This is a genomic window from Rhodococcoides kyotonense (assembly GCF_900188125.1).
GTDB lineage: Bacteria > Actinomycetota > Actinomycetes > Mycobacteriales > Mycobacteriaceae > Rhodococcoides > Rhodococcoides kyotonense.
On the sequence record NZ_FZOW01000013.1, the window covers coordinates 145,853 to 161,036 of the forward strand.

General features: G+C 65.2%; 10 protein-coding genes. 3 read left to right on the forward strand and 7 right to left on the reverse strand.

Features of this window, described 5'->3' with window-relative positions; genetic code table 11:
- Positions 1–2: 2 nt before the first annotated feature.
- From CHB96_RS20960 to CHB96_RS29770, 4 genes are all read right to left on the reverse strand, one after another.
- On the reverse strand, positions 3–1,364 hold the full coding sequence (locus CHB96_RS20960; RefSeq protein ID WP_245865988.1) for a dynamin family protein: 1,362 nt from the start codon (positions 1,362–1,364) through the stop codon (positions 3–5).
- Positions 1,365–1,518: 154 nt separating this feature from the next.
- Positions 1,519–2,958, reverse strand: a complete 1,440-nt coding sequence (locus CHB96_RS20965) for a P-loop NTPase family protein (protein ID WP_089249849.1) — start codon at positions 2,956–2,958, stop codon at positions 1,519–1,521.
- A 72-nt stretch (positions 2,959–3,030) separates the two neighbouring features.
- The gene (locus CHB96_RS20970; protein WP_089249851.1) at positions 3,031–3,405 is read right to left on the reverse strand and encodes a hypothetical protein; all 375 of its coding nucleotides are present in this window, start codon (positions 3,403–3,405) and stop codon (positions 3,031–3,033) included.
- A complete protein-coding gene (locus CHB96_RS29770) occupies positions 3,402–4,169 on the reverse strand; it encodes a hypothetical protein (RefSeq protein ID WP_089249853.1) in 768 nt (255 codons plus the stop codon). Before CHB96_RS29770 ends, CHB96_RS20970 begins: the two co-directional genes overlap by 4 nt.
- Before the next feature lie 215 nt (positions 4,170–4,384).
- Here CHB96_RS29770 and CHB96_RS20980 point away from each other — a divergent pair, with 215 nt between their 5' ends.
- The gene (locus tag CHB96_RS20980) at positions 4,385–5,596 is read left to right on the forward strand and encodes an Hsp70 family protein (protein ID WP_089249855.1); all 1,212 of its coding nucleotides are present in this window, start codon (positions 4,385–4,387) and stop codon (positions 5,594–5,596) included.
- A gap of 37 nt (positions 5,597–5,633) precedes the next feature.
- On the opposite strand, the gene CHB96_RS20985 is transcribed toward CHB96_RS20980, so the two are convergent.
- Positions 5,634–9,248: a (Fe-S)-binding protein gene (locus CHB96_RS20985; RefSeq protein WP_089249857.1), complete on the reverse strand. Its 3,615-nt coding sequence runs from the start codon at positions 9,246–9,248 to the stop codon at positions 5,634–5,636.
- 536 nt (positions 9,249–9,784) lie between these two features.
- On the opposite strand from CHB96_RS20985, the gene CHB96_RS20990 reads away from it, so the two are divergent.
- Together CHB96_RS20990 and CHB96_RS20995 are read left to right on the forward strand one after the other, a co-directional pair.
- The gene (locus tag CHB96_RS20990) at positions 9,785–10,447 is read left to right on the forward strand and encodes a DUF8020 domain-containing protein (RefSeq protein WP_089249859.1); all 663 of its coding nucleotides are present in this window, start codon (positions 9,785–9,787) and stop codon (positions 10,445–10,447) included.
- A 408-nt stretch (positions 10,448–10,855) separates the two neighbouring features.
- Complete coding sequence (locus tag CHB96_RS20995; RefSeq protein WP_245865990.1) at positions 10,856–12,481, forward strand: HNH endonuclease; 1,626 nt, start codon at positions 10,856–10,858, stop codon at positions 12,479–12,481.
- Between the two features lie 116 nt (positions 12,482–12,597).
- Here CHB96_RS20995 and CHB96_RS21000 read toward each other — a convergent pair whose 3' ends face one another.
- Positions 12,598–13,914, reverse strand: a complete 1,317-nt coding sequence (locus CHB96_RS21000; protein WP_176444410.1) for a S1 family peptidase — start codon at positions 13,912–13,914, stop codon at positions 12,598–12,600.
- A gap of 92 nt (positions 13,915–14,006) precedes the next feature.
- Entirely contained in the window at positions 14,007–15,104 is a 1,098-nt protein-coding gene (locus CHB96_RS21005) for a hypothetical protein (RefSeq protein WP_089249863.1), read from the reverse strand.
- Positions 15,105–15,184: the final 80 nt, after the last annotated feature.

A 15,184-nucleotide genomic window follows, 5' to 3' on the forward strand; every position in this document is an offset into this window, starting at 1 on the left:
GCTCAGTGCAGTATCGCCTCGGCGCTCCGGGCTGCGGCCCGGTAGGCCCGCGTCGTCCTAGGCGACAGCAGAGGATTCGACAGCTGAAAGCGCCAGTAGCGCAGGGCTGCTCGGGCAGTGCGGACCACGTCGTCGGTGCCGGTGTTCTCCGGCAGGCCGAGCCGAGTGGCCGGATCGAGCCCGCGGCCACCGAGAATTCCGTCCAGTGCATTCCGCTGCCATTCCGTCGTGGCGAGCGGGTCGGTCTGCAGGCTCGCAAGGACGGTGAGTTCCTCGAACAGGTGGTCCTCGGCGAGTGCCCGGTCGACGCGCCGCAGCAACGGCGCCGACCGTGCGTCGAGACGCGCCTCGAGCAGCTTCTGTACCGACGTCAACGCGTCGTGAATTTTCGATTGAGTATGGCGCGCACCGAAGTGCACGTCGATTCGGTGCTCCAACTCGGCCACACCGCTTCGGCGCACCAGTTCGGCGGCAAGTTCCGGCGCCGACGAGACCCCGGACCGGACGATCGACACCGCAGATCTGATGCCGAAGAGCCCGAATCGTCGTGCGAGTGTGCGTCGTTCAGTGGAGTCGACCGGCAAGTCGGCCTTCGCGAATCGGTCGACCGACAGTAGCGATCGCTCGAGATCGGGCACCGAAGCGAGGGTGAGGAACGCGTCGAACTCCCGCTGGCGCAGCGTACGCCCGCGCAGCGCCAACAATCCCGACACCGGCAATATCGACGAATCCTGTTCTCCGCGTGCCTCGTCCACGCGACTGTGCACGACGATGACCCCTAGCGGACCTGCCGCGCCCGCACCGCGCAGGCCGTCGAGAATGTCCACATCCGACGGTTGCAGATCCCGCGTGAGATAGACGACCGCGTCGACTTCCCGGTGACCCGACGACGGGGCCAGCAGCGCCATCGTTCGCCGCGACACGTCACGCGAATTCGACGCCGTACCAGGGGTGTCGACGACCGTGTAGCGCTCGAGCAGGCTCGACGGCCAGGTGACCTCCAACCGCTCGACGCGGTCCGCCGGGACGTCTCCGAGGTCGAGAATCAGTCTGCCGTCCGTGCGTTCGACCGGGAGGGCTCTGGTCCGGCCTTCGGTCGTCACTGCGATCGACGGTATCCTGCCGCGCACGAACCATGTCACGACGCGTGTGCACTCGGTGGCGTCGGACGGTGCAATCTCCTCTCCGACAAGCGCATTGAGCAGCGTCGACTTTCCGGCCTTGACGGTACCCGCCAGCGCGATTCGGAGCGGAGAGTCCAGTCGGGCACGGATGTCGACGATTCTTGCGTCGACGACACGATCGGATCCCAGCACCGCTCGGGCCTCGATGAGGAGTGCGTGTGCTCGGTCGAGGTCGGTCACGCGTACGCCTCGCTGGACACCAGTGCGACAGTGCCGCGTCGTACGGACGCGATCTCCTGAGCGAGTTCGTCGATGTGCGACACTCGGGCGACACACGAGTCCTTCTGAGAGGCAACGGCATTCTGGGCGCTGCGCAGTGATTCGTCGACCGACCTCAGAAGATCCGTCGCAACCTGCGTGAAGTGGCGCGCAGCGTGCGCTGGACGTGGCGCAGTCGATGCTTCGACTCCTTGTTCACCTGGAAGACGACGTCGTCCATCAGTTTGGAGACCGCGACGCGCGCCTCCGCTTGCCGTCTGGCTGTTCGCGCCTTTCGATCCTCGCGGAACGTGTTGGCGCCGAGTAGAACACCTGCACCGATGGAGAACGGGTTCACCAATGCCATACCCATCAACGACGTCGCCAAGCCGACCATCAGAATGCCGCCGTACGAGCCGCGTGTGGCGCTGATGACCCGCTGGACGATCCCCGCTTTGCCGCTTTCGAGCGCATCGAGTGCGGTGACGGGTGCGAGGACGTCGGACACGTCGTCGATGTGGATGCTGGGCAGCGTGATGTCACCATCGTCGGCGAAGCGCAGGGCGACGGCACGGGCCAGCTCGACCGACCGCGTGTGGGCCATGACGAAGTTTTCGCGCACCGCCGTCGCCACTTTCTGGTCGACGAACGACTCGAAGTCGGCCCATCTCGGCGCTGGATCCGACGCCGCGATATCGGCCTCGGCGTCGCGTACGACGGCTCGGAGCCGGTCACGTAGGTCGTGTTCGATGTCGGTCATCAGCTCTACCGCACCGTCCGTGAGCGTGTACTGCCACGACGAACTGCGCTGCCGAAGCGCGTCGGCCTCTGCTCGTGCTCTTTCGAGCTGAGCGACGGTCGCAGCGCCGTTCGCAGGATCGATCAACGCCTCGCGTTCGGTGCGCAGTGCGAGCGACAGATGGTCCGCGATGGATCCGATGTCGTTCGAGAACGCGATGCGAGCCAACACATCCTGCTGTTGGACGACGGTGCCGGACAGGAATTCGATCAGCTGAGGGAAGCCGGATTCGATGCGCAGCTCGTCGTCGTCGAAGTCGTCGGACGCGGATTTCAGCGCCGTCGACACCGGCAGGATCGGCAGCCCGAGCCCGGCTTCGGTCAGATGCGCACGATTCGCGCCTTGAATGTCCTTCCACTGTGAATACGAGTCGATCTTCGTCAGCACACAGACGACGAACGGGCACAACGCGTGAATCTGACGGACGAAGTCCAGCTCGGGCGCGGTGAATTCCTGACTCGCATCGGTCACGAACAGAACGGCGTCCGACACCGTGACCAGGCTCAGCGCCTCACCCGCGTTCGACGGGTGCCGGGCGGACAGACCGGGCACTTCGGTCAGCTGGAGGTCGCCCAGCTCCGCGCGGAGAAAATCAGAGGTCGACGACGCGTCGGCACCGGGCTGGCCGACGACCAGCACGCGGACAGTGCTGTCGAAGAATCGCTTTCGTGCGGAATCGAGACGATCCGACATGTCGTGTCTGCCTGCTGCCGCTGCAGCGTGTTCGAGACTGTCGAGCAGATTCGACACCTCGGTCTCGATGATGCTGATGGACACTGCTGTTCGATCCTTTCTCACGCGACCTCGGCCGGCACGCGCGCGAGCAGTACCGGCCGAGATCGACCCGACTTACATGCTGTGATGGGTGTCCGTCGTCGCCAGGTCTGCCGTCGAGTGGTCGGTCGCGGACGCGCTGGTGTCCGCGGTGAGGCCTGTGGACAGTGACGTATCCGCGCTCAGATCGGACTCGACCGTCGGGACGGTGGTGCTGTAGTCCGCGTAGTCGGTGGCCGGGGTTTCGGTGGCTGTGCTGGTTGCAGTGGCTTCAGTGGTTTCAGTGGTGCCGATGAGTGCGCTGGTGCCGATGCCTGCGGTGTCGGTCGCGGTAGGGGTCTCGGCGGCAGGTGTTGCAGTCGTTGCAGTCGTTGCAGTTGTCGCGGTGTCTGCAGTGGCGGCGCTGGTCGAGGCGGGGTTCGGCTCGACAGTGGTGGCGGTGGTCGTCACGGTGCGTCGTTGCCGGCGGCCGTGGTTGTGGTCGCTGCCGCTTCCGTCGTGGTGTCCGCGACAGTCGTGACGGCGGTCTGCTGTCCGGCCGACCATGTCGAGGCGGTTCCCAAGTCGGCCGTCGGTGCCGTGTAGGTGGCAGCAGTCGCTTCGGAGGCGGTGTACTGGACCGACGTCGAGAGCGGAACCGACGCTACGGAATTCGTCGGCGACGTCGGAACCGGAGTTGCCGCAAGGGTAGCCGACGCGGCTGTCGGAGTAGGCGCTGCCGTTGCCGTTGCCTGGGGCGTCGAGTTCTGCAGCGTGATGCCCACCCGGTCCGCTCCGTGAGACTCGTTGTTGCGCAGTGCAGCAGAGCCTCCGAAGGAAGACGTGAAGTGCTGGTCGACGGATCCGCTCTGCGCTTGCATGTGCTGATCGTGAGATTCGTTGTCTTGCTTGGATGTATCGCGCTGAGCGGACGACCGGATGTCGCCGAGATGCGTGGCACCCGCCACTACGTTGTCGTGTGTCTGAACATGGTCGCGCTGAGGGGTCTGCGCGTCTGCGTCGTGACGATCGACGACCCGGGTGTCGACGTGTTGCGCGTCGGGAATGCGTTCCGCGGACACCGGGAATGCCGCGGGATGTGTGCCGCCCACGTGGCGAATGTCGTGGAAGAACCGCGTGAGCGTGCTCTCGATCGCAGCATGTGGATCGAAGGCTTGCCCCATGTCTGCGGTCGGAGCGAGGTGGTGGTTGTTCGACCTGATCGGAGTGCGCATGGATTCCTGCTTCCGGTGAGTTGTTCGGCCATTCGGCCTGCAGACACCGAAGTTAGGGACGGACTCTGGGAAGACCTTGGCAACGACCTGCGCTTTCGATCCAGGTTCGGTCACAGCACCTTCACAGCGTGCGCACAGCGAGGATGCACCACGCGCGAGTGAAATAGGGCATACACCGAGCGCGGGTCGCCGCGCCGAACCTCAGGAGTGCCGTAATGCACACAGTGCTGGCGATCGCGATCGGCTCGAACGACATGACCGTCGCGACCTACAATTTCGAAGCGTCCGTGGACGTTTCGGTCGTCGACAGTTCGGTCGTCGGTGCGTCCGTCCATATCGGCGACGACGCTCGTGTTCTGTCGCCGGCGGGCCGCGTCGGAGATCCGGTGCCGATCTTCCTGCCCGACGGGCGCAGTGCGACCGGCGCGCAACTGGTCGCGGACACCATCGCGGAACTTGCAGGACGCAGGAAATATGACGCAGTCGTCGTGGTCCATCCAGTCACTTGGACGCGGTATGCGGTGTCGGCGCTCGAGAACGAACTGAGCCGACGGTCTGTCGTGGCCGCCGTCGTGAATCGGCCGTCGGTCGCGGACCGGTGGCTTCGCGGCATCGGGACAGTGCCATCGAAGGGGCAGGCGATCGTGGTCGAGGTAGGCGAGGACGACACGGTCGTCTCGTGTTGCCGCGCCGAGAACGGACGGACCGTCGTCGTCACCGAGCCTGGATCGGACCCATTCGGAGCGGTCTCTGTGGACCGAACAGTGTTGGCGCACATAGTCGGTCAGCTCCGCAAGGCGGACCCTTCGATCGACCCGGCCGATCCGTCGAACTGGAACGACCTGCACGAGCTCGCGCAGCGTGTGTCCGCGGCCAGACACCGCCTCGATACCACGCCGGTCGTGGACGTGGACACCCATCTCCACGGTGTACATCGCACCATGCGGATCGTTCGATCCGAATTCGAGGAACTGATCGTCGCCGACGTCGTACGAATGGCTTCGCGAGTAGCAGGTACCGTCGCGCAGTTCTCCGAGCCCGTGCAGAAGGTCGTCGTGCATGGGGCTGCGGCGTCGATTCCGATGGTTGCCGAGGCTATTTCGGTCCGAACCCGTGCAGCCGTCGTAGTCGCGACCACCCCGGACGCCACTGTCATCAAGGGTGCAATTCTGTGGGCGAGCGGCCTCGTTTCACCGATCGCGTCGAACATGCCGACGATTCCGATCCGACCGACAAGCATCGCCGACGGCCGAACCCGCCGCTCGATCTGGACGAAGAGCCGAGTGTGGATGGCGAGCGGAGCCGCCGCTGTACTGCTCGGTGTCGGCGGTTTCGTTGCGGCGCATGCAGTTACGGCGCCGGAACCGGTCGGGCCGGCTCCCGTCCCCACGATGCACACCGTCGGCGCGAACACGCCGGGCCCGTGACCTGACACTTCGCATCACGGGCCCGGCGGGCTCGGCACTACTTCTTTCTACCCGGCGCCTTCGCACCCGCACGGAACCCGAGACCACCGGGCTTCGCGGCCGGAGGTGCCGGAGCATCCCCGTTGGATGACGTCTCGGCAGGTGCCTCGGCCGTCGGCTCAGCCTTGGTCTCGGTCGTCTCCTGCACGGGAGCTTCCGGTTCCGTCTCGACTGGTGTGTGCGCTTCCGGCTCTGCGGGTGCTTGCGTTTCCGGCTCTGCGGGTGCCGCAGGTGCTGCCGCGGGCTTGCCGGGTGCCTTGGCGCCCGGCTTCTTGTAGCCCGTCTTGACTGCGAGGCCCTTGGCCTTGACGGTCGGCTTCGTAGCCTCGGCTGGAGCAGACGCCTCGGTCGACGCGGCCTCGGCCGGTGCAGACGCCTCGGTCGACGCGGCCTCGGCCGGTGCAGAAGCCTCGGCAGGCGCCGGTGCGTCCGGCTCCGTCTCGGCCGTTGGTTGTGCCTCCGGCTCTGCGGGTGCTTGTGTCTCCGGCTCTTGGGGTGCTGCGGCGGGCTTGCCGGGCGCTTTGGCTCCTGGCTTCTTGTAGCCCGTCTTGACCGCGAGGCCCTTTGCCTTGACGGTCGGCTTCGACTCCTGAGCCGGTGCCGATGTCTCGGCAGGCGCCTCCGATGCGGCTGGAGTTTCCTCGGTCGGGGTCTCGGTCGCAGTCTCGGTGGGCGCAGGTGCCGCAGCGGGCTTGCCGGGCGCCTTCGCTCCTGGCTTCTTGAAGCCCGACTTCACCGCGAGGCCCTTGGGCTTGACCGTCGGCATCGACTCCGATGCAGGAGCTGCTGCCGTGTCCGGCGTCGCTGCCGGGGTCTCGGTGTCGCTCGGTGCGTCGGCGTCAGATGACGCGGGTGCCGCTGCGGGCTTCCCGGGTGCCTTGGCGCCCGGCTTCTTGAAGCCGGACTTCACGGCGAGGCCCTTGGGCTTGACCGTCGGTTTCGTTTCCGTAGCTTCGGCGGGTGCTTCGGACGTCGACGCCTGCGCCTCGGGCTCGGCAGCCTTGGGCGCTGCGGACTTCGCACCCGGAGCCTTGCCCTTGACCTGCAGGCCCTTGCCGCCGGGAGCTTTCGCGCCACCGGCGAGTCCGAGACCCTTCGGCTTGGACGCATCCGCCGCGGTATCGGCCGAGTGGCCCGACGACGTGTCGGCCTCGGCGGACGTGGCCGCATTCCCGGGAGCCTTCGCGCCCGGTGCTTTCGCGCCTGGTGCTTTTGCGAGGCCCTTCATCTTCAGGCCGCCGGCAGCCTTCGCGGGCTGGGCTTTCTTGGTGGCTTCCTCGGGATCGACGCCCTCGGCCGCGACCTCGACTTCTTCGACGCGGCCCTGCTCCTCGACCTCGGCCGCTTCCTCGGTAGCGAGCTCCTCCTCGGGAGTGGGCTCACGCGGGATGACCTTGATGTTCTCGCTGAGCACCGACGACTCGACGCGGGTGATCGACTCGAGCATCAGCTGCGCGACGTCGACGACCTCGACACCTTCGTGTGCGCCGCCTTCCTGACGTGCAGTGACACCGTCGGTGAGCATGACGCGGCAGAACGGGCAACCCGTCGCGATCTTCTTGGGATTGGTCTCGAGCGCCTCGTCGACCCGGTCGATGTTGATGCGCTTGCCGATGTTCTCTTCCATCCACATGCGAGCACCACCGGCACCACAGCACATGGACCGTTCACCGTGACGCGGCATCTCCTTGAGGTTGGAGCCGGACGCGGCCATCAGCTCGCGGGGAGCGTCGTAGACCTTGTTGTGACGACCCAAGTAGCACGGGTCGTGGTACGTGATGTCCTGGCTGACCGATGCGACCGGAATCAGCTTCTTCTGCCGAACGAGTCGGTTGAGCAGCTGCGTGTGGTGAACCACCTCGTAGTCGCCACCGACCTGCGGGTATTCGTTGCCGAGCGCGTTGAAGCAGTGCGCACACGTGACGACGATCTTGCGCTTGCGCTGCTCGACACCCTCGAAGACGTTGTTGAGCGTCTCGATGTTCTGCATCGCGAGCTGCTGGAACAGGAACTCGTTGCCCGCGCGGCGAGCCGAGTCGCCGGTGCAGGTCTCGTCGGCGCCGAGGACCATGAACTTGACGCCTGCCGTGGCGAGGAGCTCGGCAACGGCCTTGGTGGTCTTCTTCGCGCGATCCTCGTAGGCGCCCGCACAGCCGACCCAGAACAGGTACTCGTAGTCCTGGAACGAATCCGCGTCCTGGCCGAAGACCGGGATGTCGAAGTCCATCTCGTTGATCCAGTTGAGACGGTCCTTCGAGTTCTGGCCCCAGGGGTTGCCCTTGTTCTCGAGGTTCTTGAAGAGTCCGGCGAGCTCGGAGGGGAACTCCGACTCGATCAGAACCTGGTAACGACGCATGTCGATGATGTGGTCGACGTGCTCGATGTCCACCGGGCACTGTTCGACGCACGCGCCACACGTGGTGCAGCTCCACAGAACCTCGGGATCGATGATGCCGCCCTCGACAGCATCGGCGACGAGCTTGCGGTCTGCTTCGTCGCGAGCGGCCTGCGGGATGGCGTCGAGCTTCTTCTGATCGACGTTGCCCTCGCCGTCGACGAGACCGACCTCGTCACCGCCCATGTCCTTCTTGCCGCCGGCGAGGAGGTACGGGGCCTTGGCGTGGCTGTGGTCGCGCAGCGACATGATCAGCAGCTTCGGCGACAGGGGCTTGCCGGTGTTCCAAGCAGGGCACTGGGACTGGCAGCGTCCGCACTCGGTGCAGGTGGTGAAGTCGAGCCAGCCCTTCCAGCTGAAGTCCTCGATCTTGCCTGCACCGAACGCGTCGACGTCGGGGTCGGCTTCTTCCATCTCGAGGACCTTGCCGCCGGACATCATCGGCTTGGCCGGGCCGAGTGCGACGGTGCCGTCGTCCATGCGCTTGAAGTAGATGTTGGGGAACGCGGTGAATCGGTGCCACGCGACGCCCCAGTTGATGCGGGTACCGACGATGTAGAGCCAGATCATGCCGGACATCAGTTTGATGAACGCAAAAATCGACACCATTGTCGGGCTGGCTGGGAGAAGGTGCGCCAGGTTCATCGTGAAGAAGTCGGTCCACGGGTTGGCGTGTCCGTAGGTGGCGATCTTGCCGGCCTTCACGAAGATCATGCCCAGTCCTTCGACGAGGACGACCGCCTCGACGAAGTACGCAGCCTGGAAGCGTGAGCCTGCGAAACGGGACTGACGCTCCGGCTTACGGGGATGATTGAGCTGACGAATGATGATCAGCGTCGTGATGCCGATGACCGTGCCGAGGCCGAGGATCTCGTCGACGAGGTGATACGCGGCCGTGTTTCCGATAAGAGGCCAGTGGAATTCTGGGTTGAACGTCTGGCCGTATGCCTCGAACCAGACGATGAAGCCGAGCAAGAAGCCGATCATGACGAGCCAGTGCGCCCAGCCGACGGTCCGGAACTTGACCATCTTCGTGTGCGCGACAAACTCGACCATCATCTGCTTGAAACGAGGAACGATCGGGCGCCAACGGTCAGGGGCTGGTTGGCCTAGCCGAACGATGTAGAACATCCTCAGCGCGCCGCGAATGAACGCGTACCAACACACGAGACTCAACAGCGCACCGACCGTGCCCAACGTGATCGTCAGGGCGTTCATGTAAGCGGCCTTTCGTTCATCGGCAGCGGGGGAGCCACCTCGGGTCAGCCCGATCAGCCTAAGCCTAGCTAAGTTACCCACCAGTAACAACTTCGATCTACTGACGGGTAACCTTGTGTAGCGCGAGTGGGTGCCGCGCTGGTCGTTCGGCGGAAGTACCTACGTCGCGGTGGGCTGAACCGGTCGGTAGGGTGCGTCCGAACGCTCACGTTATTCCCAGGGTCCGACGGGGTGAATCGGAAGGCAGACCTAACTCGAACGCCGCCGAGCGACATGTGCGCGTCTCGAAACGGTCACGTCTGCCCCGAGAAGTGGGGGCACGGGCATCTTTCCGAGGCATTTCGAATCGCTTTGCTGGGGTTTTGCAAAGATATGGACTCGGATAGGTGCCGAGACGATAACGCTCGGTCCGACTTGTACGTTATGCTGCGACGGCACCGACATTTTCGCGGATTCAGTCTGGGTGTTTCTGCGTAGACGGGCCCCCTCATGATCGGTACTGCCAGGCTCCTGCATAGAAACGGAACATTCTCCACATGAAACTCAGCAAACTGGTCGTTACGGCGGCATTCCTGGCCGCCGCGATGGGTCTCGCCAGCGGAACTGCGTATGCAGACCCGGCAGCAGACGCCCCCGCCCCCGCAGAAGACATCAACTTCGAATCGAACCTCGAGGACCGCACGATCGTCACGACGATCGACGCCGGTGTCTTCAAGGTCGCCGACGACGGCAAGACGGTCGACGTTCTCGATCAGGCCGACAACGTCGTTGTCACCCTGCCGCTGTCCTTCAACCTGGGTGGCCTGAACTTCCCGTACGAGCAGAACGTCGACAACGACGGCAAGACTCTGCGTCTGGTCCCGCAGCTGGATCTGACGAAGGCTTCGGCTAACTCGCGCAGCATCGGAGCTACTCCGGTCGCTTCGCCCGACGAGAACCTGAAGGCACAGCAGACGTTCGCGTCGCAGCTGGGACTCGCCACGGCCATCGGTGGTTTCACCGGCACTGCCATCGGATTCGGCATCGGCGCCATCGGCTTCCTCGGCGGCCCGGTCGCACTGGCGACTATCCCGACCTTCGCGGCCATCGGTGGCATTGTCGGCACGATCGTCGCAGGCGGACCGACCTTGGTCGTCGCTGGAATCGACCTCATCAACACGCTGAACGCTCCTCCGGGAACCACGAAGTTCGCGAACTGATCAACCTCGAACCAACAATTCAGGCCCGTCACCTCGAAGGTGACGGGCCTGAATTGTGTTAGGGGTCGAGTTCAGTTGAACGTGCCGGGGGAGGAAAGCTTGATTCCTTCGGCGATGATGGTCACGGCATAGCCGACGAGGTCGAAAGCAACTCCAAGCAATCCAAGCATGTGGTTCCCATATCTGTTCGGCGACGAGTTCGTCGTGGATATTTCGAGGGGGTCGAGCTCGTAGTGTCCGAAACGAATTATATGGCGTACGAACCGAATCGAGTGTTTCTACAGTCGGTGTCGTGTTCCTGAAGATGACACCGACTCGCGCGTCACGATCTCCTCTGACGGCGTAAACGATCTGTGTGCCTTCGGATCTCCGAAGAGTTTGTCGGTGATGGGTTGTATGGTGCGCGCCATGCGGGAATTGGGGGATTTCGGCGCGGTGCACACGCTGTCGGACCAGGCTTGTGTGTCCGGCCTGGCCGAGGTGCACGCGGCTGAAAGCGCCCTGCTCGCAGCGAAATTCACGCTCGCCGCCGAGATCGACCGCCGCGGCCTCGGGCAGCAGATCGCGTCCGTGTCCTCCAAACGCTGGTATGCAGGCAGCGCTCGGATCTCCGACTACGCGGCCGGTCGGCACATCCAGTTCGGGTACTGGCTCTCGCTGCACACCAGCGTCGCGGACGCGTTGCGCGGCGGCCTGATTCACGCGGGCCACTTCCATGCGATCGTCGAAGGTCTGGCCACTGTCGCCGCCGCCGATGCGACTCTGACCGACGAACAACTCGCCGACGTCGTCGCCGCACTGCTGGAACTGGCGCTCGATGCCACAGCCCGTGAGGTGTCCGACCGCGCCGACAAGCTCGCGCAGGCTGCAGCCGCCGACGCCCGCATACGCTACGAACGCAGGCGCCGGGAGGACGAGGAACGCCGGCGGCGGGAGGATGAGGAGCGCCGGGGTCGGGAGGACGACGAACGCCGCCGCGGCGACAGTCCTGGATCGTCCGGGACACCGGCTGTACCGCCGGGGCCCGATGGTTTCCCGCCGGATGGTTCCCCGACTCCGGATTCACCGACTCCTGATCCTGCGCCGGCCGATTCTGCGGCGTCGGATGCTGTGCCGTTGGGTCCGCCGCCGGTGCCATTGTCGGAGAACACTGCGCTCAACAAGCTCGATCTAATTCCGCTGGTCAACGGTCGTACCCGGGTGACCGGTGATCTGGACAAGTTGACGGCGGAGAAGCTGCGGGCGTCGTTGTCGCCGTTGACCGCACCGGTGCCCGGGCCGAGCGGTGAACCCGACCCGCGGACACCGAGCCAACGCCGCGCCGACGGACTCTCCCGTCTACTCGACCTGTACATGCAGGGTGGACGGTCGCCGGTGCAGGGAGGGGTCCGGGCGAACGTGAACCTGATCGTCACCCTCCGCGACCTCCTGCGCAACCGAGGCTCAGACGACACCACCGACTGTGATGTCGGTGGAAGAAAACACGAGGGCAGCAACACTTCTCGGGAGAGGAACGCATCGGAGGGCGTTGTAGGTTCCGAGGGCACTGGAGGTTCGGAGGGCGTTGCGGGTTCGGAGGGCGCTGGGGGTTCGGAGGATCCGCAGTGGCCGTTCCTGCTGTCGTGGACCGGGGCTGTCAGTCGGCAACTGGCCGAGATGCTGTCCTGTGATTCCGATCTGACGCCGGTGATCGTCGACGGCGCTGGTGTGCCGTTGGCGATGGGCCGCACCGAGCGCTTGGTGCCCGCTCATCTGCGGGCTGCGGTGGTGATCCGTGACCGCGGGTGCGTGATGTGTGGCCGGGCGGCACAGTGGTGCGTAGTGCATCATGTGGTCTATTGGTCGGACGGCGGTGCGACGGATCTGCACAATTCGGCGTTGGTGTGCACCGAATGCCATCACCTGATCCACGACACCGACTGGCAGCTACTGATGGGACAGGACGGGCACCCCTACTCCATCCCACCGGCGAGCGTCGACCCCGAGCGAACACCACGACCCAGCTACCACCGCAGGCGAAAACCCGCGGCCTAGACCGTGATACGCGGCTGCGTGTCGAAACCTTCGACACGTGGCCGTAATACACCGATGGGCCACCGCAGCGTCGCCGCGGTGGCCCATCACTCCCAGGAAGGGAACAGATATGTCGATCAGTCGACGGGTGCTGTCCGAATCGTGGTGCCGGTCTCGGATGCGATCGCGCCGATCGGAATGCCAAGGCTCGCAGTGCCTCCGAAGTGCGCGAGCGCGAGGTTCGCCTCGGTGCAGTCCGGGGCGCCACCGCTGTTGGAGCCGCTGGTGATTCCGAGCGCGAGCGTTCCCGTGACGATCGCGCCGCCGCTGTCACCGGACAACGTGCATGCGGTGCTGGCGAATCCACGAACGGTGCGGCTCGTACCGTCGTCCATGAACAACTGCGTCTCCACACGGTCGGCGGCGATCACGCCACACGTGAACGACGACGACTGACCCGACTTGCACACCGGCGCTCCGACAACCGGATCGGCGGTACCGGTGATGGTGACCGTGCTGCCGTTGGCGCCGCGCACCGTCGGGCGGTCGAGCCCGGACGCAACTGCCTTGTCGTTCAACGAGATGACCGACCAGTCGAGCGCGTTGCCGGTACCGAGGCTCGAACGCTGGAACTCGCCGATCTGGGTGCTGTTGTGGACGTCCGCAGGATTCGGCAGGTAGACGGGAGCGCCACCTGCACCGGTTTCGGCGTTCGGGTTGCAGTGGCCCGCACTGAGATTGACCGGGTCACCCGAGCCGTCGACCGCGTTGAAGCCGAACGAGCAGATGCTGATGTCGGTCGTCGGCACGTCCGCGATGGGTGCGGGCGTCGTGACATAGGTGTCGCCACCCATCGGTGACGGATCAGCCGGCTGGTTCGCGCCAGGAGAAAGGATGACCTTCAGATTCGCCAACAGCGTGGGGATGTTCAGTGCGCGGCCGACCGGGCTGTTCGCGATGTCGATGACGACCCGGTTGTCCAGGAAGTCGATCGACGTTCCGTTGACCTGACTCGAGACCTCACGGGGGAGCGAGGCGATCCACTTGTTCAGTTCACCCAGAGACTGTTCCAGACCATCCGCCGAGACCGGGCGCTGCTCGGTGCCGAATCCATCCTTGGCGACTGCGCGTGCTGCGTCCTGCGACGTGACTGCGACGACGGCCTGGCCGTCCTCGCCGATCCATGCGCCCGCGAAGTCGCCGGGGCGCGAAGCGCGGAAGTCGGACGCATACGTCGACAACTCCTGTGCGCGTGCGGCGCGGTCCAGGTACTCCTGCGGTGAGATCTTCAGATCCCGGACCACTGCGTCGGCAAGCTCCTGCGGAAGCTGATCCGCCGAACCCTGTACGACGGTGCCTTCGGGGGCAGCCGAGGCGGGAGTGGAGAAAGTAGCAAAAAACAACAACGCCGAAGATCCGATCACTGCGGCGCGCAGTGCCCCCGTGTTACGCATGAAATCCCTTCATCGGGTCTGGGTGTCAGCGCCCCACCTTAGGGCATGACCGTGTGCAGCCGGCACCGGCGCTGGTCAGCATGCGCGGGGGGTCAGTTGGAAGTAGTCGACTGCTGTGCCGGGACCGATTCGGCCGGGGGAGTGTCGGTCTCGTCCTCGTCCTCGTCGACGGGGTCCGGGTCGGTCTCCCCGGGCACCTCCACCTCGGGCTCGGCCGACGGTGACGGTTCCTCTTCGGTGCGATCCGGGTTGGTGACGTCGGGCGTCGTGGTGTCTGCTGCGGGTCGCGTCGACAGCGGTTCTTCGACGGGCGGGGCAATGGTCTCGACGGTCGTCGTCTCGACCGGCGGAGCGATCACGACGGGTACCTCGGGCTCGATGATGGGCACGACCGTCGGGAAGGGCAGTTGTGGTGCGGGCACGGACGCCGTCGTGGTCGGGACTGCGAGGTCCGCGCTCTCTATGGTCGGGACGGTAGCCGTGTCGGAACTCCGTAGCGCCAGGGCCGTGACGCCCGCGGCGAGGGTGAGGACCGCGGCGAATCCGGCGGCAAAGTACAGCGGAGTGCGCGACGCCTGTCGCCGAGCGCCCGCGACGAGAATTTCCTCGGTCACGGCGTCGACGGGGTAGTGCCCAGCCATCGATGCAGCACCCCGGGCCGCGGCAATGCCGGAGTCGGATCCCGCCCAGGTCGACAAGGTGCTCTCGGACCACGCCCGCAGTGCTTCTGCTTCCGACACGAGCGCGACGTGCCCGAGGCCGTGGACGTTCATGGATTCGCGGACGTCGGCGATGTGCTCGGCAGTCCAGTGCGCGGGGTAGCTGGCCGCCGCGGCGAGTGCGTCGAATTTGTTGCCGGTCGAGGTAGCAACTTCGGTGAGGAGGCACAGCAGTGTCATCGCGGTCAGGTCCGACGGGCTGTATCCCGATGCCTGCTGGGTGTCGACGTCACCGACGAACCCGGTGAACTCGGCGGCGTACGCATCCTCGGTGCCGCCGAGCGACGCGGATCCGTCACCGTGAACGAACAATACGGTCGGGTGCAGCGACGCGATGTGCAGCGACGGGTTGGAACGCAGCGGGTGCGACACAGCCGCGATGGATCGGTCGTCGTCGACGTACAACCCGACGTCGGGGAGCGCTTCATCCACGACGGAGCCCTGGTCGGGCTGCGTGTATCGGTTGTACATGTCGATGTCTCTACCTTGGGTCTGGCCATGGCGAACCGGACGGCGCACCTCACTGTCCGTGATGTCGCAATCGAGAGCCC